Origin of the sequence: Rhizobium sp. RU36D, from assembly GCF_900176345.1 — a bacterium.
In the GTDB taxonomy this organism is placed as follows: Bacteria; Pseudomonadota; Alphaproteobacteria; order Rhizobiales; family Rhizobiaceae; genus Allorhizobium.
In genome coordinates this window covers 68,679-93,936 of the sequence record NZ_FWXU01000022.1, presented here as the reverse complement: position 1 = coordinate 93,936, position 25,258 = coordinate 68,679, and the positions used below count along the sequence as shown (strand labels likewise).

At 60.7% G+C, this 25,258-nt stretch carries 29 protein-coding genes, 1 tRNA gene and 1 pseudogene; 20 read left to right on the top strand and 11 right to left on the bottom strand.

Annotated features, from left to right (window positions below):
- The first annotated feature begins 268 nt into the window (after positions 1-268).
- The 3 genes from B9A97_RS22390 to B9A97_RS22380 all read left to right on the top strand — a co-directional run bounded on the left by B9A97_RS22390 (position 269) and on the right by B9A97_RS22380 (position 2,577).
- Positions 269-622, top strand: a complete 354-nt coding sequence (locus B9A97_RS22390) for a hypothetical protein (protein ID WP_143530660.1) — start codon at positions 269-271, stop codon at positions 620-622.
- A 349-nt stretch (positions 623-971) separates the two neighbouring features.
- On the top strand, positions 972-1,391 hold the full coding sequence (locus B9A97_RS22385) for a PilZ domain-containing protein (RefSeq protein ID WP_084368065.1): 420 nt from the start codon (positions 972-974) through the stop codon (positions 1,389-1,391).
- 70 nt (positions 1,392-1,461) lie between these two features.
- Positions 1,462-2,577: a pyridoxal phosphate-dependent aminotransferase gene (locus B9A97_RS22380; RefSeq protein WP_084368039.1), complete on the top strand. Its 1,116-nt coding sequence runs from the start codon at positions 1,462-1,464 to the stop codon at positions 2,575-2,577.
- Between the two features lie 155 nt (positions 2,578-2,732).
- Here B9A97_RS22380 and B9A97_RS22375 read toward each other — a convergent pair whose 3' ends face one another.
- The gene (locus B9A97_RS22375; protein WP_084368038.1) at positions 2,733-2,999 is read right to left on the bottom strand and encodes an SEL1-like repeat protein; all 267 of its coding nucleotides are present in this window, start codon (positions 2,997-2,999) and stop codon (positions 2,733-2,735) included.
- A gap of 527 nt (positions 3,000-3,526) precedes the next feature.
- Between B9A97_RS22375 and B9A97_RS22370 the strand changes: the two genes are divergently transcribed.
- Positions 3,527-3,862 (top strand): DUF2147 domain-containing protein, encoded by a 336-nt coding sequence (locus tag B9A97_RS22370; RefSeq protein WP_143530659.1) that lies wholly within the window; start codon positions 3,527-3,529, stop codon positions 3,860-3,862.
- A gap of 668 nt (positions 3,863-4,530) precedes the next feature.
- Positions 4,531-4,623, top strand: a pseudogene (locus B9A97_RS22360) (DUF2147 domain-containing protein); the annotation flags it as partial.
- Positions 4,624-4,697: 74 nt separating this feature from the next.
- On the opposite strand, the gene B9A97_RS22355 reads toward B9A97_RS22360, so the two are convergent.
- On the bottom strand, positions 4,698-5,075 hold the full coding sequence (locus B9A97_RS22355) for a glyoxalase superfamily protein (RefSeq protein ID WP_084368035.1): 378 nt from the start codon (positions 5,073-5,075) through the stop codon (positions 4,698-4,700).
- Positions 5,076-5,354: 279 nt separating this feature from the next.
- Here B9A97_RS22355 and B9A97_RS29880 point away from each other — a divergent pair, with 279 nt between their 5' ends.
- The 4 genes from B9A97_RS29880 (at position 5,355) to B9A97_RS22345 (ending at position 8,309) form a co-directional block, all read left to right on the top strand.
- The gene (locus B9A97_RS29880; RefSeq protein WP_179145362.1) at positions 5,355-5,525 is read left to right on the top strand and encodes a hypothetical protein; all 171 of its coding nucleotides are present in this window, start codon (positions 5,355-5,357) and stop codon (positions 5,523-5,525) included.
- Positions 5,526-5,550: 25 nt separating this feature from the next.
- Positions 5,551-5,727, top strand: a complete 177-nt coding sequence (locus tag B9A97_RS29875; RefSeq protein ID WP_179145361.1) for a hypothetical protein — start codon at positions 5,551-5,553, stop codon at positions 5,725-5,727.
- A 99-nt stretch (positions 5,728-5,826) separates the two neighbouring features.
- Positions 5,827-7,329 carry an AMP nucleosidase gene (locus tag B9A97_RS22350; protein ID WP_084368034.1) on the top strand — a complete coding sequence of 501 codons (1,503 nt, stop codon included), beginning with the start codon at positions 5,827-5,829 and terminating at the stop codon, positions 7,327-7,329.
- A 128-nt stretch (positions 7,330-7,457) separates the two neighbouring features.
- Positions 7,458-8,309 carry a glycosyltransferase family 2 protein gene (locus tag B9A97_RS22345; RefSeq protein ID WP_179145360.1) on the top strand — a complete coding sequence of 284 codons (852 nt, stop codon included), beginning with the start codon at positions 7,458-7,460 and terminating at the stop codon, positions 8,307-8,309.
- A gap of 6 nt (positions 8,310-8,315) precedes the next feature.
- Here the strand turns inward: B9A97_RS22345 and B9A97_RS22340 are convergent, their stop codons facing one another.
- Entirely contained in the window at positions 8,316-8,789 is a 474-nt protein-coding gene (locus B9A97_RS22340) for an OsmC family protein (protein WP_084368032.1), read from the bottom strand.
- Positions 8,790-8,972: 183 nt separating this feature from the next.
- Between B9A97_RS22340 and B9A97_RS22335 the strand changes: the two genes are divergently transcribed.
- From B9A97_RS22335 to B9A97_RS22315, 5 genes are all read left to right on the top strand, one after another.
- Positions 8,973-9,542: a PadR family transcriptional regulator gene (locus B9A97_RS22335; RefSeq protein ID WP_084368031.1), complete on the top strand. Its 570-nt coding sequence runs from the start codon at positions 8,973-8,975 to the stop codon at positions 9,540-9,542.
- A 2-nt stretch (positions 9,543-9,544) separates the two neighbouring features.
- A complete protein-coding gene (locus B9A97_RS22330; protein ID WP_084368030.1) occupies positions 9,545-9,832 on the top strand; it encodes a DUF2218 domain-containing protein in 288 nt (95 codons plus the stop codon).
- Positions 9,833-10,100: 268 nt separating this feature from the next.
- Positions 10,101-10,469: a YciI family protein gene (locus B9A97_RS22325; protein ID WP_084368029.1), complete on the top strand. Its 369-nt coding sequence runs from the start codon at positions 10,101-10,103 to the stop codon at positions 10,467-10,469.
- 2 nt (positions 10,470-10,471) lie between these two features.
- Positions 10,472-10,834 carry a YciI family protein gene (locus tag B9A97_RS22320; protein ID WP_084368028.1) on the top strand — a complete coding sequence of 121 codons (363 nt, stop codon included), beginning with the start codon at positions 10,472-10,474 and terminating at the stop codon, positions 10,832-10,834.
- A gap of 10 nt (positions 10,835-10,844) precedes the next feature.
- A complete protein-coding gene (locus B9A97_RS22315) occupies positions 10,845-12,074 on the top strand; it encodes an RNA polymerase sigma factor (RefSeq protein ID WP_084368027.1) in 1,230 nt (409 codons plus the stop codon).
- Between the two features lie 30 nt (positions 12,075-12,104).
- Here B9A97_RS22315 and B9A97_RS22310 read toward each other — a convergent pair whose 3' ends face one another.
- Positions 12,105-12,737, bottom strand: a complete 633-nt coding sequence (locus B9A97_RS22310; RefSeq protein ID WP_084368026.1) for a hypothetical protein — start codon at positions 12,735-12,737, stop codon at positions 12,105-12,107.
- Positions 12,738-12,851: 114 nt separating this feature from the next.
- Positions 12,852-14,219 carry an aspartate aminotransferase family protein gene (locus B9A97_RS22305; RefSeq protein ID WP_084368025.1) on the bottom strand — a complete coding sequence of 456 codons (1,368 nt, stop codon included), beginning with the start codon at positions 14,217-14,219 and terminating at the stop codon, positions 12,852-12,854.
- 198 nt (positions 14,220-14,417) lie between these two features.
- Between B9A97_RS22305 and B9A97_RS22300 the strand changes: the two genes are divergently transcribed.
- Positions 14,418-15,776, top strand: a complete 1,359-nt coding sequence (locus tag B9A97_RS22300; RefSeq protein ID WP_084368024.1) for a glutamine synthetase family protein — start codon at positions 14,418-14,420, stop codon at positions 15,774-15,776.
- A 5-nt stretch (positions 15,777-15,781) separates the two neighbouring features.
- Here the strand turns inward: B9A97_RS22300 and B9A97_RS22295 are convergent, their stop codons facing one another.
- Positions 15,782-16,720, bottom strand: a complete 939-nt coding sequence (locus B9A97_RS22295; protein WP_084368023.1) for a diacylglycerol/lipid kinase family protein — start codon at positions 16,718-16,720, stop codon at positions 15,782-15,784.
- Positions 16,721-16,992: 272 nt separating this feature from the next.
- Here B9A97_RS22295 and B9A97_RS22290 point away from each other — a divergent pair, with 272 nt between their 5' ends.
- Entirely contained in the window at positions 16,993-18,231 is a 1,239-nt protein-coding gene (locus B9A97_RS22290) for an MFS transporter (RefSeq protein ID WP_084368022.1), read from the top strand.
- Here B9A97_RS22290 and B9A97_RS22285 read toward each other — a convergent pair whose 3' ends face one another.
- Entirely contained in the window at positions 18,232-18,684 is a 453-nt protein-coding gene (locus B9A97_RS22285; protein WP_084368021.1) for a winged helix-turn-helix transcriptional regulator, read from the bottom strand.
- Between the two features lie 124 nt (positions 18,685-18,808).
- Between B9A97_RS22285 and B9A97_RS22280 the strand changes: the two genes are divergently transcribed.
- A complete protein-coding gene (locus B9A97_RS22280) occupies positions 18,809-19,825 on the top strand; it encodes a zinc-binding alcohol dehydrogenase family protein (RefSeq protein ID WP_084368020.1) in 1,017 nt (338 codons plus the stop codon).
- A 49-nt stretch (positions 19,826-19,874) separates the two neighbouring features.
- On the opposite strand, the gene B9A97_RS22275 is transcribed toward B9A97_RS22280, so the two are convergent.
- Both B9A97_RS22275 and B9A97_RS30230 read right to left on the bottom strand, forming a co-directional pair.
- The gene (locus B9A97_RS22275) at positions 19,875-20,351 is read right to left on the bottom strand and encodes an Lrp/AsnC family transcriptional regulator (protein WP_084368064.1); all 477 of its coding nucleotides are present in this window, start codon (positions 20,349-20,351) and stop codon (positions 19,875-19,877) included.
- A 315-nt stretch (positions 20,352-20,666) separates the two neighbouring features.
- Positions 20,667-20,894: a hypothetical protein gene (locus tag B9A97_RS30230; protein WP_244564318.1), complete on the bottom strand. Its 228-nt coding sequence runs from the start codon at positions 20,892-20,894 to the stop codon at positions 20,667-20,669.
- Positions 20,895-21,217: 323 nt separating this feature from the next.
- On the opposite strand from B9A97_RS30230, the gene B9A97_RS29865 reads away from it, so the two are divergent.
- A tRNA-Cys gene (locus B9A97_RS29865) sits at positions 21,218-21,322 on the top strand.
- Between the two features lie 181 nt (positions 21,323-21,503).
- Here the strand turns inward: B9A97_RS29865 and B9A97_RS22265 are convergent.
- Positions 21,504-22,409: a DMT family transporter gene (locus tag B9A97_RS22265; protein WP_084368018.1), complete on the bottom strand. Its 906-nt coding sequence runs from the start codon at positions 22,407-22,409 to the stop codon at positions 21,504-21,506.
- A gap of 113 nt (positions 22,410-22,522) precedes the next feature.
- Here B9A97_RS22265 and B9A97_RS22260 point away from each other — a divergent pair, with 113 nt between their 5' ends.
- Positions 22,523-23,290, top strand: coding sequence for an AraC family transcriptional regulator (locus tag B9A97_RS22260; RefSeq protein WP_084368017.1), 768 nt, complete (start codon positions 22,523-22,525; stop codon positions 23,288-23,290).
- A gap of 6 nt (positions 23,291-23,296) precedes the next feature.
- On the opposite strand, the gene B9A97_RS22255 is transcribed toward B9A97_RS22260, so the two are convergent.
- Positions 23,297-23,911 carry a L,D-transpeptidase gene (locus tag B9A97_RS22255; protein ID WP_084368016.1) on the bottom strand — a complete coding sequence of 205 codons (615 nt, stop codon included), beginning with the start codon at positions 23,909-23,911 and terminating at the stop codon, positions 23,297-23,299.
- 180 nt (positions 23,912-24,091) lie between these two features.
- Between B9A97_RS22255 and B9A97_RS22250 the strand changes: the two genes are divergently transcribed.
- Positions 24,092-25,252, top strand: a complete 1,161-nt coding sequence (locus B9A97_RS22250; RefSeq protein ID WP_084368015.1) for a low temperature requirement protein A — start codon at positions 24,092-24,094, stop codon at positions 25,250-25,252.
- Positions 25,253-25,258: the final 6 nt, after the last annotated feature.

The window sequence follows — 25,258 nt, the reverse complement described above, 5'->3', positions numbered from 1 at the left end:
GCCCCATTCCGCATGCGCTGAAACGGGCGATAAATGACTAGGGAGGACTTCACCTTGGGAATGATCCCGCGGGCGGCTGGCGCCTCAACCGAGGCGAGATATGGAGATGGGACAGACCGCTGTCAAGGCCCGAAGGGGCGGCCGACAATGGGACAGGCCCGTGCGACAGGTTGGAACAATTGCAGCGCATTTTAGCGGTTTCTTTTATGGCCTGTATAAGCAGATGCGCTAAAGTGAGATCCTAAAAAACAGATCTAGGGAGGGTGCAATGCCCTTGCAGATGAACTTAGACCCACGAAACCGGATCCCGCAGGATCAGGTCTATGAAAAGTACAAGGTCGATCGGCCCGGCAAGATCATCTTCGTGGGCCATCATCTCAGCACGAAGAACACGCTTCGCTGCGTCATCCGCAAGATCTCCCTTTATGGCGCCGAACTCGAAGTCAGCCCGCACCAGCCCATGCCCAAGAATTTTTACCTGGAGATCCTGGGCATCCATGACGAGATTGGCTGCACCCTGATCCGTCGCGAAGCGGAACGCGTCACCGTCGGCTTCAACATGCTGCTGGATGCGGAATTCCTGCATCATGTGGTGAGGCTGTCCTTCGAACTCGGCCACTGACGGCTCATATCAGGCGGCGGACAGTTTGGTCTGAGCCAGGATCTCCGCGTCGTTCAAGGCGAGATTGCCACCTCTGCCCGCGTTGCGCAGCAGCGCCTTTGGACCCTAGCTGGCGACTACCAAGGACCGTCCGGAATTCTCATCACCTCCATGGCTGAACCGAATTTCCTTGCCCTGTCGCGATGCGAGGGCCTGAGCGCTCGCTCTTACAGCGACAGGAAATTTAGAAGCTGATTTTTAAGGAATTGGTGGCGTGCATAAAGTTTTAACGTTTCGGTTGACCGAAGCGGAAGAGATTTCCGGCAGCGTGGTCCTCAGTCCGATGATCGGGCCTGACCGGGGGAATGCGATGGAAGCCGCCACACATCTCGCACGCGTGAAATCCGAAATGTACGAACGGCAATGGGAGCGCTTCAACGTTCGGCGTCCTGCACGCTTGATGGCGGTGAAACCCGGTCTGACCGGCATTACGCTGCGCAGTTGTCAGGTTCTCGACATTTCCCAGGGCGGCGCGGGTATCGAGGTCTCCACGACGATCGGCCTTTCCCAGCATTATTATCTGCAGATCTTCGGTCTGGCCGATCGCATCGGCTGCGCCGAGGCCTACCGCAACGGCAATCGCGTCGGGGTGAAGTTCATCATGCCGATCACCGAAGCCTTGTTGCGACGCATCGTCCGTACGGATTTCGTGATGAGCGATGGTCCCCTCAAGCCGGCACCAGGCAGTGGTGGACTTAAGGTCGAGCCAGCCTTCTGGGCGGGCGCCTGACGCCCTTGCGCGACGGCATTTTCATCCTATTGTGAGCGCGTTTTGCAACACAGCCGGGATACATGCCGCAATGCCAGCCTTTTCGCGCTTCACGCCGCTGATCAGCGCCCTACCCTCCACCGTTCCCTTTGTCGGTCCGGAGGCCATCGAACGCAACCGCAACACCTCCGTGAAGGCGCGCATCGGCGCCAATGAAAGCGGGTTCGGGCCTGCCCCCTCGGTGCTGCAGGCGATCCGCGACAAGGCCGGCGAGATCTGGAAATACAACGATCCGGAAAACCATGCGCTGAAGACGGCTCTTGCGGCCCATCTCGGTATCCAGGCCTCCAACATTGCCATTGGCGAAGGCGTTGACGACCTTCTCGGCCTCGTGGTGCGGATGGTGATCGAGCCCGGCATGCCGGTCGTGACCTCCTTTGGCGGTTATCCCACCTTCAATTTCCATGTGAACGGCTTCGGCGGACGGCTGGTGACCGTGCCCTATGCCGGGGACCAGGAAGATCTCAACGGGCTGCTGGAAGCGGTGAAGCGGGAAGACGCGCCGCTGGTCTACTTTGCCAATCCCGATAATCCGATGGGAAGCTGGTGGGATGCCGACAGCATCATCGCCTTTGCGCGCGCTCTGCCCGAGTCCTGCCTGATGATCCTCGACGAGGCCTATAGCGAAACCGCGCCTGCCGGCTCCGTTCCCGCCATGTCTGCCCTGATCGACCAGCCCAACATCTTGCGCATGCGCACCTTCTCGAAGGCCTATGGCCTGGCCGGCGCGCGCATCGGTTATGCCATCGGCACGCCGGAAACGGTGGTGGGCTTCGACAAGATCCGCAATCATTTCGGCATGGTGCGCCTGTCGACCGAAGCGGCACTCGCGGCGCTTGCGGACCAGGACTATCTGGCAGAAGTGCTGACGAAGATTGCCGCGTCGCGGGAGCGGATCGCCGGGATTGCCAGGGCGAATGGCCTCAACCCGCTGCCATCAGCCACGAATTTCGTGGCGATCGATTGCGGGCGCGACGCCGTCTACGCCCGGGCTGTCGTCGACGGCCTGATGGACCATGGGGTATTTATCCGCATGCCGGGCGTGGCACCGCTCAACCGCTGCATCCGCATCAGTGCCGGCATCGACAAGGATATGGATCTTCTGGCAGAGGCGCTGCCGAAGGTGCTGGCCTCGATCAAGGCCTGACCACGCGCACAATAAAAAGAACCGCGCCGGCCTTGTTCCTGCCGGTCGCGGTTCTCATGTGTTGGCTAAAGGCCCCGTCCAAAGGTCCCCCCCGCCACTTTCCCCTCTCAGGTTATCTTTTTGTCTTGATTGCCCCGGGATGCCGGGGCTGAAAATCAGTGCATGGTCATCCATTCGCGGGCGGCACGCAGTGCGGCGGCGAGGTCGGACTTGCTCATCGTGGAGGCGAGATCAGCGCGCAGTTCAGCAGCGCGGTCGCAGCCCTTGATGGCGGCGATGTTGAGCCACTTGTGGGCGGAAACGAGATCGACGTCGCAGCCGCGGCCGGTCGCATACATCAGCCCCATATCGCAGAATACGTCGGCTCGAGTTTCGCCACCAGTCGTGGCCATTTCGGAATTGTGCATTTCAAAGCGTGCCATTGGTCTTGTCCCTGTTAGCCTGTGTTGCATGGTCCCTGTTCGTCTTGCCCTTTGTGGGCCGGTCGGTCCCTGCCGTCTTCTGCGGTCTTGGTGGCCTTCCGATCTGGCGGTTTGTGTTCCGCTCTTTGATGAACCCACTATGCCAAACGGCTTTCAATGGCCGCTTAAAATGCATGATTAATTTGCTGAAAACAAAGTACAAACGCTTCGTAAAGGTGGTATTTCGTTAAGCACTACATCCCTTGCAAATTAAGGACTTTTGTCGCAATTTTACGCTTTCTTCATTTTTTGGCAGAAACACTTCCGTAACCACGTTTCGACTTGCAAGAATTACGATCCAGCCAGAAGCCATCTCAAAAGCCGATTTTTCTCCTCCTGGATGCCTGAGAGACGGCTTTACCTTTACGTGCGCGTAAGCTATTCATTAAGGACCTGATGTCGGCGTAGCGGTTCGCCTGATATCCACGGTTACCGGCGCCCTGGGAGGGGCCACGGCACGACGACAACACTTTCGGGAGGAAAGACTGATGCGTGCATTGATATTCGGCTGCGTTCTCGCGCTTGGCGCATTTACGGCCCAGGCGGCCGAACCCATCGAAGGCAACTGGAAGACGGCAAGCGGCGCCACCGCGCAGATCGCCCCCTGCGGCGGCGGTTTCTGCGTGACGCTGAAGAGCGGCAAGCACTCCGGCAAGCAGATCGGCAAGATGTCCGGCTCCGGCAGCGACTACAAGGGCACCATCACCGACCCGGAAGCCGACAAGACCTATTCCGGCTCCGGCAGCGTCTCGGGCAATTCGCTCAAGATGAAGGGCTGCGTGCTGGCGGTCCTTTGCAAATCGCAAACCTGGACCCGTCTCTGAACCTGATCGTGCATCTCAGCCCCTGAGTGCCGGAACGGCGGATTTTCGTCCGCCGTTCCATTATCCGTGTGCGTATTTCCTACCGATGCGGCCTTCGTCTGATCATTTCGCTGCGACATTTACCGATGTATGTTCATAAGGCTGAAGCTGCAGCCGAGACGTGGGAGCGCTTCTTGAGCAAATATCGTGTCCATCGGTTGCCACTCATACTGTACGTTGTCGGTGCATGTTGTACTGCCTCAGCGGCCGGCGTAAGCGCCAGCGACCAACTCCCCCGTTCGACTCAAGAATTTGAGCGATTGCTAGACTCTTTGGTGCTCGAAGCGAGGGGCGACCCGGCTGTCCTCGCCAACAAGCTCCAAACATTTGGCTTTTCCTGTGCAAGCTCTGGCGCCGTCAAACTCCGATGCGTTCGATTCGGTTGCGAGAAACATGCAGGCATGTTTTGGCGAGGCGCTTTACTGCAATGGTCCGTCAACGAGTTCATGGGCAAGTTCACTGGGCTCGCATTTAGCTACGGCTGGGCCAAAGGCTGCTATCCACCGGAGCTTATCAAGCAAGAGCAGAAGCGCTTCGTTTCGTCGTAAATGACAGTCCTGGCATCCACGATGCCGCCATAGCGTGCGGTTGAGGCTTCCCTTTGCTGGATTGCTTGACAAGCAAGATTGTCCGGCTCCGGCAGCGTCTCCGGCAATTCGCTGAAGATGAAGGGCTGCGTGCTGTCGGTTCTGTGCAAGACACAGACCTGGACGCGTCTCTGATCCTGATCGTACGTTTCAGCCCGTCAGTGCCGGAACGGCGGTGTTCATCCGCCGTTCCATAGCTTGACCCTGGATCAAATGGGCTCACCGACATCGATGCGATTGCCGTCAGGGTCTTCAAAGACAAAGGCCCTCAGGCCATAATCCTTATTCTGAAGTCGCTTGATGATGCGCAGACCTTCGCTTTGAATGAGCGCGTGGACGCCATCGATATTCTCGACCATCATATGGGCGACATTGAAGTCTGCCGCCTTGTGCATGGGTTGGAGCGTCAGATGCAGTTCGGCATTGTCGCGTTTCAGGATAATGAAGCCTACCGGATTGCCGTTTTCAAAGACCTTCTCGAAGCCCAGCACACCGACATAGAAGGCTACGGCCCTTGCCATGTCTTTCACCGGCAACATCGCGGCGATCCGTCCATAGCGGATGGCACCGTTATTTGTCTCATCCATTGATTGATTCCTGCTTGCTGAACAGCGCGCCTCGCGACGGACGGTGCCGCGCCGAGGGAGCTTCCAGTGTTTCGATCAACGAGACGGTGCCCGCTCCGCTTTTTCTATCCCAGGCGACCACCCACGCCAAGCGGATCCTCTCTGCAATTCAGTCCCAATCAACCCGACGCGAGTGCGGCACAAGCTGAACGCGAGATGAACCATGGTCTCAGCATCGGTTCAGCCGCGCTGTGGCAAAACATCACCATGCACTGCTCCAAGGGTTTAGGGGATTGGACAATGGATACTCTGATGCGCCGCTTCACGATCATCTGCCTGACCATGGCAATCTTTGCCCTCGGTCTTTCCGCCCTGGTGGCACAGAACGACAGGTCACCGAAGCGGGTGCATTTCGGCACGGCCGCACCCTGCCTGCATCCGGCATCTCCCCATTGCGTCGTCGCGCTCTGAGCCGCTGAACTGAAGGAACGCAACCATGACCGCTTCCATCCTTGCCTCGACTGCCTCGGGCCTTCGCCTGGCGCTGATCTCGGCCATGCTGCTCGGTCCGTTGGTGACCCTCGGCGCCATGCATTCGAACGAGGTAGCGGTTGCCAAGCGGGGTGCGGGTCTGTTGCTGTTCGTTAGCTTGCAGCGCCAGTCCATGAGCTGAGCCGGACACCATCACGAAGAACAAAACGCCGTAAAGAAATTTTGTTATTCACCGCTGCGCCGTCGTTTGCTTGTCAGGATCATCACTCTATAATGGCGCATGACACAGCGAATCTCTTCTCCACTTCCCGTCAATCTCATTGAACCCGAAGCCTATCAGCCCCGTGCCTTCACCGATCCGGTGGCCGCGGTTGACGAGCTGACCGCGCTTTATGACCGCAATACCAGCTTTCTGATCAACGGCTTTGACGCGCTGGCCAAGGGCGGGCTGATCCAGGGCCGGTTCCGGGCCTATTATCCGCAGGTATCCGTCGAGACCACGAGCTTCGGTCATATAGACTCGCGCCTCTCCTATGGACACGTCACAGCGCCGGGCCTCTACAGGACGACAATCACGCGGCCGCAGCTCTTCCGCCATTACCTCAAGGAACAGTTGAGCCTGCTGATTCGCAATCATCAGGTTCCTGTTGTCGTCTCCCAGTCGTCCACGCCGATCCCGCTGCATTTCGCCTTTGGCGAGGGCGCCCATGTCGAGGCTGCGGCCAGCGGCCTTGCCGATGTGCAGTTGCGCGACGTCTTCGACACGCCCGACCTGACCACGACGGATGACGAAATCGCCAATGGCGAATACGAGCCGCGTCCCGGCGAGCCGCATCCGCTGGCGCCATTCACCGCCCAGCGCATCGACTATTCGCTGGCACGGCTGGCGCATTACACGGCCACCAGCGCCACGCATTTCCAGAACTTCGTGCTATTCACCAACTACCAGTTCTATGTCGATGAGTTCTGCGCCTATGCGCGCAAGCTGATGGCAGAGGGTGGCGGCGGCTATACCGCCTTTGTCGAGCCCGGCAACATCATCACGCCGGCGGGTCACGCAGAGCCGGAGTCCGGGACAGCCCTTGGGCGGTTGCCGCAGATGCCGGCCTATCACCTGAAGATGAAGGGCCATGCCGGCATCACCATGGTCAATATCGGCGTCGGGCCTTCCAATGCCAAGACGATCACCGACCATATCGCCGTGTTGCGTCCCCATGCCTGGTTGATGCTGGGACACTGCGCCGGCCTGCGCAACAGCCAGCGGCTTGGCGATTATGTGCTGGCCCATGCCTATGTGCGCGAGGATCACGTGCTGGATGACGACCTGCCGGTCTGGGTGCCGATCCCGGCTCTGGCAGAGGTGCAGTTGGCGCTGGAAGATGCTGTCGAGGAGGTCACCGGCTATGAGGGCTTCGAATTAAAGCGCATCATGCGGACGGGAACGGTGGCGACGATCGACAACCGCAACTGGGAACTGCGCGACCAGCGCGGACCGGTCAAGCGGCTATCGCAGTCGAGGGCGATCGCGCTCGATATGGAATCGGCCACGATCGCGGCCAATGGCTTCCGCTTCCGGGTTCCCTACGGCACGCTGCTGTGCGTCTCCGACAAGCCGCTGCATGGCGAACTGAAACTGCCGGGCATGGCGACCGCGTTCTACAAGACGCAGGTCAGCCAGCATCTGCAGATCGGCATCCGCGCCCTGCAAAAGCTCGGTGCCATGCCGCCGGAAAAGCTGCATTCGCGCAAGCTGCGCAGCTTCTTCGAGACGGCGTTCCAATAAAGGACAATCATTACAAAGAATTAATTTACCCTTGGCAGAGCTTCCGCTTGCCAAGGGCGCGGGTCGGCGTATGACTCCTGCAAAGGGTACGAATGACTTGTACCTCGGGTCCAGGGCGGCATATCGGCATGTCCATATCATTGATCACCAGCACGCTGGGTCGTCGAGACGTTCTCGACCGCCTGCTCACATCGCTTGAACGGCAAAGTGTCCGCGACTTTGAAATCGTCGTCGTGGACCAAAACCCTGAGGGTTTCCTCAGCGAGGTGCTGGCGGCGCATGCCGGCAAGATCAACATCAAGCACATCAGATCGCCCAAGGGCGTGTCCCGTGGCCGCAATGCCGGTCTCAAGGTCGCCTCTGGTGATATCATCGGCTTTCCCGACGACGACTGCTGGCATCGCCCCGAAGGGCTGGCCGATGTGGTGTCGCTGTTTGCGCAACATCCCGACCACGGCATGATCCTCGGCCGCACCGTGGATCAGCACGGCAACAACTCCGTGGTTCCGTCACTGGATGTCGATTGCGACATCAACCGCAGCAACGTGATTGACGCCGCCAATACCAACACGATCTTCGTGCGCCGCGAGGCCGCCGATCTCATTGGTTCCTTCGATGAAAATCTGGGGCCCGGTTCGTCCAGCATGTTCCAGGGGGCGGAAGATCGCGACTATGTGGCGCGTGCTCTCGCCGTCGGCATCCGGGTCCGCTTTGCCCATGACCTGACGATCTTCCACGAGCAGGTCGATACCAGCAGCGAGACAAACCATCTCGCCCGTATCCGGAAATATTCGATGGGGGATGGCGCCTTCTATCGCAAGCATCACTACGGCTTGACGCGCATCGCGCTGATGACGGCGAAAACGATCGGCGGCATTCCGCTGCGGCTCCTGCGGGGCCAGGCGCCGGAACTGATGTTCAAGTTCACCTATTGCATGTCGCTGATCAGCGGTTACCTGCACTGGGTCGGCGAGCTTTGAGACTTATCAGACCTTGGTGATGACGGGTTCGCAGCGGACCGGGAAATTCACCGAATTGGCAATGAAACAGCTCTCGTGCGAATCCTCATGCAGTTCTGCCGCCGTATCGGCGTCACTCCTGCTGGTGATGGTGATGTGAGGGCGCAAGACAACCTCCGTGAATCGTCCCTTGCCCTGTTGGTCCATCACCATCGTGCCCTCGGCATGGTCCTCATAGGTCATGACGATGACGCCGGACACCGCGCAATAATGCAGGTACCAGAGCTTGTGGCAGGCCGACAGCGATGCCAGCAACAGTTCCTCCGGGTTCCAGCGCTTCTCATCACCGCGAAACACCGGATCGGCCGAGCCGGAAATATCAGGCTTGCCGGGCGCGCTGATCACATGGTCGCGGTCGTATTCGCGGTAACCGGTCGTGCCGTTGCCGCGATTGCCGCTCCAGGTAACGGTAAGCGCATAGTGGTGCGTGTGGCCGGCCATGGCAGGATCTCCTCGGAATCACTGCTGCATTTATAGCGGCATTCGGCCAGCGTGACAGCCGTCGCCTTTTCATCTCTGCCCTCACCGCTCCCAAGCTCCAAAAAAAATTGCGTCAGAGGTTCTTGCAAAGATCATTCTAAGATATATCTTAGATGCAACTTCAACAATTTCAGGAACACAGACATGAGACATTTCAATTGCGGCCCTCGAGGCAAGTTCGAACGGATGGAAGCCATGCGCGAAGCATTTTTCGGCGGTCGCGGCATGGCGCCACGCGGTCGTGGGGGCGAGCGTCGCCGGGTTTTCGAGGGCGGCGAACTTCGGCTGGTGCTGCTCAAGCTTATCGAGGAACAGCCGCGTCACGGATACGACCTGATCCGCGAGATCGAAAACCTCTCCGGCGGCGCCTATGCGCCGAGCCCCGGCGTCGTCTATCCGACAATGACCCTGCTGATCGACATGGGTCTGGCAGACGAACAGGCGACCGATGGCGCCCGCAAGCTGCTCGGCATCACGGAAGCCGGACGCACCCATCTTGCGGAGCGCGCGGATGAAGTGGCCACCGCCATGTCGCGCCTGGCGGCGCTTGCGAAGATCAGCGAGCGCACCGACGCTGCGCCCGTTCGGCGGGCCATGGACAACCTCAAGGCAGCGCTGCAGGATCGGCTGAGCCAGGCCAACACGACACGCGACATCCAGCTTGAAGTGGCGCGCCTCATCGACGAGGCGGCGCAGAAGATCGAAAGGCTCTGATCATGGAAAAGACCATTGCAACCGTTCCGACCGATAACGGCTGGAAATATGTCCAGCAATTGTGCAAGCACTGGGCCCACAAGCTCGATGTCGAGCTTACCGACCAAAAGGGTGTGGTGCGCTTTGCCGAGGCGGTGGCGACCATGACATCCGACGCCGCCGGGCTGACGGTGGAAATCGAAGCGCAATCGCCCGAGGTTCTCGAGCGGATGAAGGGCGTTGTCTCCAGCCATCTCGACCGCTTCGCCTTCCGCGAGGCACCGCTGCCATTTGACTGGAAGGGCGCCTGATCCCGGCCTTGGCGCTCGAATAAAGGCGCGGCGAGCGGTTTGTCATTGGGTGGCGCTCGCCGCCTTTGGGTCAGCGCGTTGAACAAGGCGACTTCAAGAACATGCATGCTATCCTCCTGCCGATTGGTTGATGCTGGTCGGTCGGGGGACACGCAGATCGACTGCGAAAAAAATTATTTTTTCGGATCTCCCATTGTCGAATTCGAGGCTTCCCTTTCGACAATGGCCCAGTCCGCGTAAAACCGGCGGATGGTTAGGGAGATGCCACATGAAATATCTTTGCCAGGTCTGGCTTGATGAGCGCGTGATGCAGGCGCTCAGCGAGGCGGAAAAACGCGACTTGGATCGCCAATCCATGGCCTATGACCTCGAGCTTACCGAGCGGGGCCACCTGCTGCTGGCATCACCGTTGGCTGCTCCAGAGACGGCGCTGACGCTGAGGGTGCGGGAGGGCAAGTTATCGACGACGGATGGACCCTATGCCGAGAGCCGGGAACATCTCGGGGGATTCCTGTTGATCGAGGCACGTGATTTTACCGAGGCGACCGAGATCGCCAGCCACGTCCCCATTGCCCGCTATGGCAGCATCGAGCTTCGGGCGCTCTGCGATATTCCAGACCACGGCCAGGAGCAATAGCGATGCGGTTTGTCTGCTTCATCCATACGGACCCGCGGGATATCGCTGCGATTTCCGAAGCCGACCACCGAAGGATCGTCAACGAACATTTCGCATTCGACAAGGCTATCACCGCCTCCGGCCACCATTTGGTTTCCGAAGCGCTTGACGAGCCTGAATTCGCGGTCACGATCCGGCGGTCGACCGGAGGCGTGACGGTGCATGACGGGCCGTTCGCCGAGACCCGGGAGCATATCGGCGGTTTTTATCTGTTGGAGGCAGCGGATCTGGACGAGGCGGTCCGCATTGCCTCTGGTATTCCGTCGTTGCAGCACAGCGTAGTGGAGGTCCGTCCCGTGCGTTTGCTGGTTGCTGACGGAAACTAGGAAGAACGTCGTGGCGGGGCAGATCGGCCAGCAGATCGACAGCATTTATCGGCAGTCGGCGCCCCGGATCCGCGCCGCACTGGTGCGCCTGCTTGGCGGCTTCGAATTGGCCGAAGAGGCCCTGCATGACGCATTCGTTGAGGCCGCACGGGATTGGCCGGCCAAGGGCGTGCCGTGGAACCCGGAATCCTGGCTGATCTCGGCCGGCCGCTTCCGCACGATCGACCGCTTGCGCCGACGCAGCTTGCTTGACCGGCAGCGGGACGACCTCGCCTACCTCACGGGTCTTGGGCTAGACGTGGAGGATGATCCTGTCGTGATCGAGGATGACATGCTGCGGCTGGTCTTTACCTGCTGCCATCCCGTCCTGCCGGACGAAGCCCGCATCGCCATGGCCCTGCGCGAGGTTTGCGGCCTGACCACGGAGGACATCGCCCGCGCCTTTCTCACCACGCCTTCGACCATCGCGCAACGCATCGTACGCGCCAAGGCCAGGATACGCAGGCAAAACATTCCCTATATCGTCCCGGAAGGGCCGGAACTTGCGGCCCGCATGGAAACCGTGCTGGCGGTGGTCTACCTGCTGTTCAACGAGGGATATGCCCGGGCTGGCGCGGCAGAGCGCTTGTGCGACGATGCCATCCATCTCGGCCGCCTCATCGCGCAGATGCTGCCGGATCCGGAATGCCTGGGGCTTCTGGCTCTGCTGCTCGTCCAGCACTCACGGCGGCACGCGCGACTGACACCCGGCGGCGACCTCGTGCTGCTCGCCGACCAGGACCGGTCCCTATGGGACCAACAGATGATCGGGGAAAGTGAAAGCCTGATGCGCACGGTCATGGCATCAGGCGAGATCGGCGCATACGGGCTTCAAGCGTCCATCGCGCTCTGCCATGCGAAGGCGCCGACGATCAAGGAAACGGACTGGCGCCGCATCTTGTCTCTCTACGATCTTCTGATGCAGGCCTCTCCGTCGCACGTCGTGGCTCTGAACAGGGCCGTGGCGGTGGCAGAGGTCCATGGCCCTGACATCGCCCTGCCAATCGTGGAGGCGTTGATGGACGATCCCGCCATGCGGCGCTACCACGCCACCCATATCGTTGCCGCCGACCTGCTGCGGAGACTGGGACGCCCGCAGCAGGCGCGCGATCGATACGAGAGCGCGCGCCTCCTTGCCAACGAACGCCATGAACGGGACTTTATCACCTCGCGGCTTGATATGATTTCGCAGGGTGATTGACGACGCTCACGCGTGCGCCGGTGGCGCCTGTCAGTTGCCCGCCAGGCAGGTCACAGGCACGGAATAGGCAAACGAGTGCCGCTGACCTGCCGTGTTGTTGATGTTCCACTTGTCGCTCTTGGCCTTGCCGGCACGTGCTGCCAAAGCCTGGAACTCGAAATAGACATAGGTCTTGGCGTCCCAATTCTTGCCAAGGACCTCCGCCACGGAATAGCCCTTCTTCCGCTTGTCCGACAGCATCTCGTTGCAGACATCGACGGGGTTCTTGCTCCAGGTCACCTGAGAGAGCTTGATGGTGACAGAATAGGACCGGGATACGGATTTGGCCTCGCCGCCGCCGATCTCGCGCCCTTCGAGAACCTGATCCCATTTCCCCGGCTCGCCAGCCTCGAACATGCGAACGACCTTATAGGAGCCGACCTTGCCCGCAACGATCCGCTCCCCCGGTGTCGCCTTGGCGTAAAGCCGCAACAGAAAGCGGTGCTGGCTGGTCTTTATGGCCTTATAGCCTTTGGCCGATGCGGTAACTTCGATCGGTATGACGTCGATACCGTCTCTGGAGATTTCGACCTTGTCGATCCAGTCCTTCGCCTCAGCCCCGCTCGGCATCGCGCCGAACAAAGCCATGACCCCGATTGCGGCAATCTCAAATGCACTTTTCATTGTCCACCCTCCTCTATCAAAGTTGATGCACTGAGGGTACGCAAGGCAGCTTGAACGGGCGCTGAAGTCCGGGTTTAACCTCCGTTCATCTTGAGCCGGAGGGTTCGGCAGACATCATCCTTCCCGGTGGTTATCCCTCAGCCAGTCTAGTGCGCGACCCAGGGTCTCCACCGCCTGGTCGACCTCGCTGCGCGAGATGATCAGCGGCGGCGAAAACAGCATGCGGTCGCCGGTGGCGCGCAGGATCACGCCATTCTCCACGCAATGATTGCGGACCAGCGTGCCGATATCGTCAGGCTTGGCATAACGTCGGCGAGTGGCCTTGTCCGCGGTGAGTTGCACCGCGCCCATCAAGCCGACGCTGACGGCTTCGCCGACGCATTCATGGCCGGCAAGCGACTGCAGGGCCGTGTGCAGATAAGGCCCGATGTCGTCGCGAACGCGCTCCACCAGCCCTTCCTCTTCGATGATTCTGATGTTTTCCAGCGCGGCAGCGGCGCAGACCGGGTGACCGGAATAGGTGTAGCCGTGGTAGAAATCGCCCACTTCTTCCTTCATCACCTTTGCGACGCGATCGGACACCAACACACCGCCGATCGGCAGGTAGCCGGATGAGAGCCCCTTGGCGATCGGGGCCAGATCCGGATCGAAGCCATAATGCTGGTGGCCGAACCAGCTGCCGAGGCGGCCGAAACCGCAGATGACCTCGTCGGAGACGAGCAGGATCTCATATTTGTCGCAGATGCGCTTGATCTCCGGCCAATAGGTCGACGGCGGCACAATGACGCCCCCGGCCCCCTGGATCGGCTCGGCGACGAAGGCAGCGACCTTGTCCTCGCCCAGTTCCAGGATCTTGTCTTCCAGCTCGCGCGCGATCTTGATGCCATAGTCTTCCGGGCTAAGGTCGCCGCCTTCGGCATACCAGTAGGGCTGGTTGATATGCACGACGCCGGGTATCGGCAGGTTGCCCTGCTCGTGCATCCATTTCATGCCGCCCAGCGAGGCACCCGCAACCGTTGACCCGTGATAGCCGTTCTTGCGGGCGATCACGATGGTCTTCTCTTCCTTGCCAAGAGCCTTCCAGTAGACCCGAGCCATGCGGAACCAGGTGTCAGAAGCCTCCGAGCCCGAATTGGTGAAGAAGACGTGATTGAGCGACGGGCCCGTCTTGGACGCTATCTTCTGCGCCAGCAGCGTGGACGGCGGGGTCGTCGTGCCAAAGAAAAGGTTGTAGTAGGGCAGTTCCTGCATCTGCGCATAGGCGGCATCGGCAATCGACTTTCGGCCGTATCCCACATTCACGCACCACAGCCCGGCAAAGGCATCGAGATACTGCTTGCCGTTCGAATCGAAGATATGAACGCCCTCAGCGCGGCTGATCACCTTCGTGCCCGATGCATTCAGCTTGCCCATGTCGGAGAAGGGGTGAAGGTGGTGGGCGGCATCAATGGCGGCAAGATTCGAAAGGGCTGCGTTCGGCATGGCTCATTCCCTGGAACGCGCCGGGTCCGGGGTGGCGGCGGCGCCATCCACCCGGTGGATCATCGGCGCTTGGCTGATTGAAAGGCACGAGGTAATCGGCTACGAACATGACGTTCCCACAGGCATTTGGCAAGGCCGCGACAGACGCTCGCGGCGCGACCAAATGGCCTTTCACCGACCGACAGAAAGCCGCCTTCCATGAGCCCTGACGCCAAGCCGAGCACCGACGCGCAAGCGGATACCAGCGCGCGCATCGAGGTGCTGCTGGTGGGCATGAATGGCGACCTGCGCGGCAAGATGATCCCCATAAAGGCCGAGGACAAGGTGTGGAAAAACACCGTGCGCCTGCCGGCCTCGACCCAGTCGCTCGATATCTGGGGCGACGACAATGACGACATCACGCGCATCTCCCTGACGCTGGGTGATCCCGACGGCATCTGCGTGCCGCACAAGCCGTCGCTGACCACGCTGCCCTGGGGACCCAAGGGCTCGAAGCAGGTGCTGGCGACCATGCACACGCTCGACGGCGAGCCGCATTACGTCTGCCCGCGCGCTATCCTCGCGAACGTCATGAAGCGCTATGACGATCTGGGGCTCACACCCGTGGTCGCGACCGAGCTTGAATTCTACCTTATGGAGCCGGATTTCCGCGAAACGGGCCGGCCCATGCCGCCCAAGGCGCTTGTGATGAACGGCGAGGTCGAGGGCTTCCAGCTCTACGACATGCGCGCCACGGCGGCGATGGAAGACTATCTCGAGACTGTCAGGCAGTATTGCGATCACATGGGCCTGCCGGCGGACGCCACCACGGCGGAATTCGGTCCCGGCCAGTTCGAGGTGAACCTGCTGCACAAGCCGGATGCCATGGCGGCCGCCGATGACTGCATCTACCTGAAGCGGGTGGTGGATTTTGCCGCCCGGCGACACGGCCTCAAGGCCACATGCATGGCCAAGCCCTATGGCGACCAGGCGGGATCGGGCCTTCATGTCCATGCCAGCATCATCGACCGGCAGGGCCGCAATATCCTCGACGCTAGGGGTGGCGATCCGGTGAAGCTCAAGTCGATCACGGCAGGCATGCTGCAGACCATGCAGGATGCCCAGTTGATCTTCGCGCCCTTCGCCAATTCCTATCGCCGCTTCCAGCCGGGATCGTTTGCCCCTGACAAGGTGGACTGGGGTTTTGGCAATCGCGGCACTGCCGTGCGCATTCCCGACAAGGATGGCCCTGCCGCACGCGTCGAACATCGGGTCGCCGGCGCGGATGCCAATCCGCATCTGCTGCTCGCGGCAATCCTCGGCGGCATTCTACTCGGCCTCGAACAGGATCTGGATCCCGGCCCCGTCACCACGCCCGACAGCGCGCCGGAAAACCCGGCCATGCTGACGCATGATTTCCTGACGGCCGTGGACCGCTTCCGCGCCTCGGCATTCATCGGCGACATCTTCGGTGCGGAATATCAACGCATCTATGGCGACACGAAGCGCAAGGAGGCCATCACCTTCCTGCGCACCGTTTCCAGCTTCGACTACCAGACCTATCTGCCGCGAATCTGATCGGCTCAGGCGGCGTTCGAGGCGACGGCTGACGTTGACAGCGGCTCCACCGCCAGCACCTTCAATTCGCCGGGATGCACCTTGACTTCGACGTCCCGGGGCATGCGCAGAAGCTCTCCGTCGACCACGCAGGCGGCACCCTTGCGGTGCTTCGGGAAATGCAATTTGACCATGCGTGCCGTCGATGCCGTGACGGCCTGGTTTTCCTTCATGCGGCCGCGCAGGATATCGAAGGTCAACCGCGCAACGCCCGAGGGTGTGAGGGAATCGGCGAGATAGACGCCGAGCTGGCCGGTGGTGATATCGTCGGCGACCAGCAGGGGATTGGCGCCGAAAGGGTTGTTGGAGACCGAAATCGCCGAGACATGCCGATGCTCGTTGCGACCGTCGCCATCCATGTCATAAACCACGTCGAAATCAGGCGGATTGAACATCACGCCAAGGGCTGCCCGCGTATTCGCGCTGATCTTTCCGAGCCTCGAGCCATAGGTCATCGCGTCGCGCATGCGCACCATGCGCGCATGCAGGCCGGCGGAGAATTGATGCACGAAGGGGCGACCGTTGACAGTGCCGATATCGACAGACTGAACCGAGCTGGCTGCCAGCGCGTCCAGAACCTTCCAGATATCAAGCGGCAGCTTAAGGGAGCGGGAGAACAGGTTCATTGTCCCGGCCGGCACCACGCCGAGCGGAATTCCAGCCTTCCAGGCGACCCCGGCGGCGGCCGAAATCGTTCCATCGCCACCACCGGCGATCAGGCCCTCGACGCCAGTTTCGCCTGCAGCGCGCTCCAGCTCGGACATGATGTCCTGTCCTGATGAGACGGTGCATTTGAGGTCATGGCCGGCCTTGGAGAAGATCTCCGTCGCCTCGGCGCAGTAGCGCTCCATGTCGGTGGTCTTGAAGGTGCCGCCATCCCTGTTGAAAACTGCCCTGAGTTTCATCCTAGCGCTTCCTCTTGCCGCATGAGCGGTCTTCCATGAAGCCGCGGCGCTCATCAACGCGGTCAGGGCGAATTTGTTTCTCCAAAAGATGGGTAGCAATCGACCCAATACAACGCTGCGGCCGCAATCACCCTTTACCGCACCGCACAAATCCGTGATAATCGTCAAACACGACAGGATCATGGTCTGCTTTACTTCTTGTGCGGACCTTGCCCCTCCTCCCCATTTCAGGCGCGCCATCGCTTCCCAGGCAGCCGTCTTCAGGTATCTTCATGACCGATAGCACATGTCTTTCCGTTTCGTCCGCCGGGCGCTCCGCTGATGCTGACCGCACCACGGCTCTGACACCCACGACCGTGCTGCTGATCGAGATCGCGCTCGCTGCCGGGGGCTTTGGCATCGGCACCGGCGAATTCGCGATCATGGGCCTGCTGCCCGAGGTGGCGGCGACCTATGGCGTGGATGTACCTCTGGCCGGACAGGTGATCACGGCTTATGCGCTCGGCGTCGTGGTCGGTGCGCCCATCATTGCCGTCCTGGCCGCCAAGGCATCGCGTCGCGTGCTGCTGTTGCTGCTCATGGGCCTGTTCGCCATCGGCAATATCGCCAGCGCCATGGCACCGGATTTCTGGTCGTTTACCGCCCTGCGTTTCGTCACCGGCCTTCCCCACGGCGCCTATTTCGGCGTGGCGGCGCTGGTGGCGGCCTCCATGGTGCCGTTGCATAAGCGCGCACGTGCGGTGGGCCGCGTGATGCTTGGCTTGACCATCGCCACCCTGATCGGCACGCCGGTTGCGACCTTCCTCGGGCAGATCATGAGCTGGAGGGCCGCCTTCGGCCTGGTCGGCGGCATCGGCATGCTGACTGTGCTGCTGATTGCGCTCTATCTGCCCCAGGACAAGGTCCAGGAAGGGGCCAGCATTCGCCGCGAGCTTGGCGCTTTCACCCGCATCCAGGTCTGGTTGACCCTTGCGGTCGCAGCGGTCGGTTTCGGCGGCATGTTCGCGATCTTCAGCTATATCGCCAAGACGACGACCGATGTCGCGGGCCTGCCGACGAGCATGGTGGCCGTGGTGCTGGCGCTGTTCGGCATCGGCATGAATGTCGGAAATGTGGTGGGCAGCCGCATGGCCGACTACTCCCTAAAGGGCACCATCGGCGGCATGCTGGCCTTCAACGTGGTGCTGATGGCGATCTTCTCGCTGACGGCGCATGATCCCGTCATGCTGTGCATCTGCGTATTCCTGACAGGCTGCGGCTTTGCCGCCTGCCCTGCCGTGCAGACCCGACTGATGGATGTTGCCGCCGATGCCCAGACGCTGGCGGCCGCATCCAACCACTCGGCCTTCAACATCGCCAATGCGCTGGGCGCCTGGCTGGGCGCCGTGGTCATTTCGGCGGGATATGGCTATGCGGCGACCGGCTTCGTGGGATCCGCCTTGTCGCTGCTCGGCCTCGTAGTTTTCGGCCTCTCGGTGATGATCGAGAGGCGCGATCCGGCAATCGCCTGATCAGGCTGCCGAGCGTCGGCGCTCTGCTTCCAAAGCCTCGGCGTCACCCTCGGACTGTTCCGATGGCGTGCTGGCCCTGAGATCCTCGGGCGAGAGCACGTGTTTTACCCCGTCGCGGCAGACCACATGCGTCGATCCCCAGGCGGCAAGCGCCGTGATGACCGGCTCCAGACTGAGCCCAAGCGCCGTCAAGGTGTAGTCGACGCGCGGCGGAACCACGGCAAAGACCGTGCGAGACACGATCCCGGACTCTTCCAGTTCCCGCAACTGCTTGGTCAGCATACGCTGCGTCACCGACGGCAGCCTTCGCTTCAGCTCATTAAAGCGCAAGGTGCCCTCGGTCAGCAGGTGGAAGAGGATCACGCCTTTCCACTTGCCATCGAGAAAGCTCAAGGTCGACTCGACGGGGCAGCCGGGAAAATTGCTGTTCAACTTGGCGCGCGCACGGGACATCTTCGGTATCCTTTTTGATACTGGCTATCATTTCTGTCGCTACAAACAGAATTTGTGCATTCTTGCGAATGGATTTTATATGGCCCAGATGAGGAGAGTGCAAATCACTCACGGGAGATCGCCTATGCGTGCCATCGGATACCAGACCCCCCAGCCGATCACGGCTGATACATCCCTTCTCGACATCGAACTGCCCATGCCGACGCCTGGAGGACATGACCTACTGGTGGAAATAAAGGCGGTTTCCGTCAACCCCGTCGATACCAAGGTCCGTTCGGGCGCAGTGCCTGAGCCGGGGCAATACCGCATCCTGGGCTATGATGCGGCCGGCGTGGTCAAGGCTGTCGGCGAGGCTGTCACCCTGTTCAAGCCAGGCGACGAGGTGTTTTATGCCGGCGCCATCAATCGCCCCGGCACCAACAGCGAGTTTCATCTGGTTGACGAGCGGATTGTCGGGGCCAAGCCCAAGAGCATCGGGTTCGCCGAGGCCGCAGCCCTGCCGTTGACGGCCATTACCGCCTATGAAGCGCTGTTTGATCGCTTGAAGGTTCAAGACAAGGTGCCCGGCACACAGCATGCGATCCTGATCACCGGTGGCGCCGGCGGCGTGGGCTCCATCGCCATACAACTGGCGAAAGCCTTGACCGACCTCACGGTCATCGCCACGGCGTCACGGCCGGAGACGGCCGAATGGGCCAAGGCACTTGGCGCCGACCATGTCATCGACCACACGAAGCCGCTTGCGGCCGAGTATGCGGCGCTCGGCATCGGCGCGCCGGCCTTCGTGTTCTCGGTCACCCATAGCGGCCAACACAGACTGGACATCGCGCAGCTCATTGCGCCGCAGGGACGCGTCTGCATCATTGATGACCCAAAGGGCGGGTTCGACATCATACCCTTCAAGGGCAAGGCCGTCTCGATCCATTGGGAGATGATGTTCGCCCGCGCCGTCCACCAGACCGCCGATATCATCGAGCAGCACAAGTTGCTGACCCATGTCTCTGAACTGGTGGATGCCGGACGCATCAAGACGACGCTGACCGAGACCCTCGGCAAGATCAATGCCGAGACCCTGAAGAAGGCCCATGCCCTGATCGAGAGCAACCGCACGCGCGGCAAGATCGTGCTGGAAGGGTTTTGATCCGTTCGGGGCCTGCTGTCGAGCAGGCCCCGCTCTAACAGTTCGAAGCTCATTCCTGCGAGGCAGGAAGCTTCAATGGCCCTGCGGTTTTCACGCTGCGGATCGCGAAGTTGGACTGGATGTCCGTGACATGGGGCAGCACCAGCAGCCGGTCGGTCAAAAGGGCTTCATAGGCCGCGAGATTTTCGACGACGACTTCGGCCATGAAGTCAGACTGGCCCGAAATCATGTAGCAGGACACGACCTCCGGGATTGCCTGCAGCGCCTGTTGAAACTCATGCGCATGGTCGCGGGTATGATGCGCAACCTTGAAGGCAATGAAGACCGTCAGTTCCAGGCCCGCCGCGCGGCGATCGATATCGGCGCGGTAGCCGCGGATGATGCCTGCGTCTTCCAGCATGCGCACGCGGCGCAGGCACGGCGACGGCGACAGGCCGATCTTGTCCGCCAGTTCCACATTGGTAGCACGGGCATTGTCCTGCAGCGCGTTGAGGATCGCGCGGTCAAACTTGTCGAGTTTTGGCATAAATAAACTGCCAGCGATCACGAACATCACTTTTCTGCCAATATGCTAGAAAATCCCGGCAGAAATAGCAAGGACAGGAAGGCTGCATTCGGGCTAGATTGAGGTCTGCCCCTCGACCGGAGATGCTGCCATGGCTGACACAAGCGTCCAACTGAAGCCCGAGCTGTCTGCCGGCTTGGGTGCTGCCTCAGCATTGTCGGTCGTGCTGATCTGGGCTGCATGGCTCGTCTCCACGCGGCATAGCGTCGGCACATCGTTGACGGCGCTTGATCTCAGCCTGTTGCGCTATGGCATTCCCGCCATCCTGCTGGCTCCCTATTGGCTGCGGACGGGCCTGTGGCCAAAGGGAACGCCAAAGCTGCCGCTGATCTTCATGGTGCTCGGATCCGGTGCACCGTTTTTCCAGGTGGTCGGCTTTGGCATGAAGGCAACGCCGGCATCGGCCGCAGGCGTTCTGCTGCCTGGCGTCATGCCGCTGATGACGGCGATCATCGGCATCGTGCTGCTGGGCGAAAGGCCCGACCGAATGCGCATCCTTGGCATGGTCGCAATCTTTGCCGGCGGGGCGACGCTGCTGATCCACAATCTCTCGACGGGCGGCGACCTGACCTGGGTCAGCTATGTGATCCTGCCGCTTGGGGCGACGCTTTGGGCGATCTACACTCATGCCTTTCGCCGCTCAGGCTTGTCTGCCTTTGAAGGCGGGGCGCTGATCTGCGTCTGGTCAACGCTTCTCAACCTCGCATTCCTGCCTTTCATCGGCAGCCATCTGCTTGAGGTGCCGGGCGCCGAACTCGGCCTCCAGGTGCTGACGCAGGGCATCCTCTCAGGCCTTGTCGCCACCCTGCTCTATGGCGCCGCTGTGCGTAGCCTTGGTGGCACCAAGGCAGCCGCCTACACCGCGGTGACGCCGGCGGCTGCGGCATTCGGCGGCGCGATTTTTCTCGGCGAATCCTTGGCCGTGGCCACCATCGCAGCCGCGCTGATCACCGGCGTCGGCGTGCTGCTCTCCACCGGGCTTCTCTCACGGCGGTCTTAAAAGCAGCGCACCTACAGCAGGTCGCGTTGTTTCGGATTCATGCGGCCTGCTGTAGATTTTTGCTTTCGCATGTCTTTGTCCCAAAACCGGTGCCCACTTTTGGGAGACATACTTTAGCGCCCCTGCCGCATGCCGATCAAAACGCCCGCCAAGGCCAGCCCGCCGCCGACGAAATGGAAGCTTTCCAGCCGTTCGCCAAGAATGGCCCAGGCGAGAACAACGACTATCAGCGGCAAGAGGTTAATGATCACCGAGGAGCGCGCTGCACCCAGCGTGCGGATCGACAGCATCCAGCAATAGGGCGCTAGCAGCGATGTCGGTATCGCCGCGTAGAGAACCAAGGGCAGATTGTCCGCCGTGATCGGGCTGATATTGCTGAACAGCCAGATCGGCAGAAGCAGGAGCGTGGCAAAGGCGATCTGCCACCACAATTGCTGCGACATGGAGAGCGGCAGCGACCAGCGCTTCAGCAACACGCCGTAAAGCGAATTGGCAAGCACCGCCAGCAACATCAGGGCGTCGCCCACATGCAGGCCGCCGGAGAGCAGCAAGGTCGGATCGCCGCGTGCGATCAGATAGGCGACACCGACCAGCGAGAGGACGCCGCCGATGAGGCGCGGTGCAGTCAGCCGCTCCGCCGCAAAGGCCGAGGCAAACAAAGTTGAAATCAACGGCATCAGGGCTGCGATCAGGCCCATGTTGATCGCGGTCGTGGTCTTTGCCGCCTCATAGGCGATGCTCTGGTAGACCACCATGCCCAGCATGCCGAGCACAAACAGCTTTTGCCAATGCTGCAGTCCCAGGGCCCGGTTGCGCCAGAGGCCCACTGCCACAAAGGGCGTGAGTAGAATGAGAGCAATCAGCCAACGGTAGAAGGAAATGGACGCCGGCTCGATCACGCCGGCCGAGGCCTTGGTCACGATGGTATTGCCCGACCAGATGAAGATCGTCAGCAGCGGCAACAGCCACGCGGCAGGATCCAGGTTCTGCCTTTCTGTCGTGTCCGCCTGTACCGCCATTAATTGTCACCTTCATTCGCCATGGGTCGGTGCCCGTCTTGCGCACAGGATCTAGCAGATGGCCCGATCTCATCATATAACGAATATCGGACAAATCTTTGCGGAGATCAGTCATGGCCGAGGTCATTTATGGCGATATCGATGGTGATCCGCCGCAGCCGATCTCCTTTCGCACCGTGCATTACCGGGCCGGCACCGTGTTTCCACCGCGTCGCCAGATCTGGGGCGAGTTGAACTATGCGCTGCAGGGGGTGGCGGAAATCAACATCGAAGGCGTGCGCTTCTTGTCGCCGCCGCATTATGCCATCTGGATTCCGCCAGGCTTTGTCCATGATGCCGTCACGCGGCAGGATATCCGTTATGCGACGAGCTATATCGCCGCAGACCTGTGCGCCGATCTGCCGTCGCGACCAAGCACGCTTTCGCTTAGTCCCTTGCTGAAGGCGATCCTCGCGGATTTCGACCGGCGTGGCGTGCGGCAGCCCACCTCGCCGGAGGATATGCGACTGGCCATGGTGCTCGTCGACCAGATCCGGGCCGCTCCGGCCTTCGAGCAATATCTGCCGGCGACGGATGACGAACTGCTGGAACCAGTCCTGAAACAGCTTCAGGCCGACCCGGGCGACAAACGCTCCCTGGCGGAATGGGCGCGGTGGGCGGGCACGACGGAACGCACGCTGTCGAGGCGATGCCAGCAGGAACTGGGCCTGTCCTTCAACGACTGGCGCCTGCGGCTGAGGCTGCTCACAGCGCTGACGCTGATCGAGGAGGGAGAAAACATCCATCGCGTGGCGGAACGGCTTGGCTATGCCAACGCTTCAGCCTTCATCGCCATGTTCCGGCGGCTCACCGGGCAAAGCCCGGCGGGCCTCAGGCGGTGACAGGTCTCAGGCCTGCAACACGATGACCTTGCCGCCAACCTTCACCCGCTCGTACAGATCGATGACGTCATGGTTCATCATGCGCACGCAGCCGGACGACATGGCAAGCCCGATGGATTGCGGCTGGTTGGTGCCATGGATGCGGAACATGGTGTCATTGCCACCGCGATAGAGATAGATGGCGCGGGCGCCGAGCGGGTTGTTCGGGCCGCCGGGAACGCCGCCGGCATATTTCATATTCTTCTCGGGATTGGTGCGCAGCATGTTGGGCGACGGCGTCCAGTTCGGCCACTCGGCCTTGCGACCGATATAGGCCTGGCCGGCCAGCGCATAGCCGTTGCGGCCGACGCCGACACCGTAGCGGATCGCACGACCATTCCCGAGAATGTAATAGGCGCGACGGGCTGGCGTATCGACCACAACAGTGCCGGCGTCGTATTTGGTCTCGTAGGCCACTTCTGTGCGGCGCAGTTCCGGCTTGATCTTTTCAAGCGGAACTCTCTTCAGGGGAAATTCTTCGTCGGGACGATCGCCATAATCCGCCTGCTGGCTCGGCATGGATTGGCAGCCAGCCAACAGGAGAGGCAGGCCGATCAGCAAACTGCGGCGAGAAATCGTCATGGGGATGTCCTTAATGTGTCATCAGTTGATGCAAACTAAGGAAATCATGGTTAATCAACGGTTAAATCGCCAGCGACAAAGATTAATTTGTTGCCATCGCCCCGTGCTATTATTGGGTATGTTCAGGCCCATCGCGAAACCGATATGTTCGGCAGCCAGGACAGGTGACAGGAGTTTCTGATGACCGGGCTGACAGGAACAGGACCTTTTCGGGCGCAGACAATCGAATTGTTCTTCGATCTAGTCTTCGTTTTCACCATTACGCAGATCACCCACCTCGTTGAACATGCGCATGGCGCGGTGGATTACCTCTACGCGCTGGCCGTGCTGACGCTGATCTGGTGGATGTATGGCGGATATATCTGGCTCACCAACCATGCCCACACGCCAAGGTCCATGCGGGTCGTTTTGGTCGCCGCCATGGCAGGTTTTCTGGTGATGGCATTGGCGGTGCCGGAAAGCAGCGGCGAGGGACGGCTCGTCTTTGGGCTCGCCTACCTCGCGATCGTGCTGCTCCATTTCGGCGCGTTCTGCTGGCAAGGTGGTAAACCGGCCGCGCATGCAATGCTGCGCATCCTGCCCTTCAATATCGCGGCCGCTGCGCTCGTCATCGTTTCCGGGATGATGGAAAGCAATTGGTCATGGCTGTTGCTGCTGTCGCCGGCTGCGCTCTACATCATCGTCAGCACGTTCAACACCGGCGAAGGCTTTGCCCTTGATGCCGGCCATTTCGTGGAGCGACACGGGCTGCTGCTGATCATCGTCCTCGGCGAAATCATCATTGCCGTGGGAAGCGGATTTGGCTTTGTACCTATCCACGCTTCCGATTTTGCGGTGTTGCTCCTGTCCGTGGCCCTGGTGGCCGCGCTGTGGTGGAGCTATTTCGACCGGGATGACGAAGCGGCGGAACATCGGATGCTGGAGGCGGACAATCGCCGGCGCACGCGCATTGCGCTCTTCGGCTTCAACGGCGCCCACCTCTTCATGATCGCCGGCCTTATTCTGGTGGCTGCGGGGCTGAAGGCAGGCATCGGTGCGTTTTTGTCGATCGATGGAGCTGGACATGGGGAGCCGGTCGCCCACGGAACCGAAGTGGTCCTTCTCTATGGGCTCTCGCTCTATCTCGCTGCTGACGCAACATTTCGCGCTATCCTCCGACTTGATGTCGTCTGGACAAGGCTAATCGCGGCTGCCGTCTGCCTCGCTCTTGCTCTGTTGGTTCCGTCCCTGCATGGCTTGCTTCTTCTTGGGCTCTCGCTGGCCCTTCTTCTCGTCATGCTGGCCTTCGAGGCGATCAGACCTTCACACAGCGCGACCAGAGGCGAAACGTCGAGAGCGTAGCCCAAT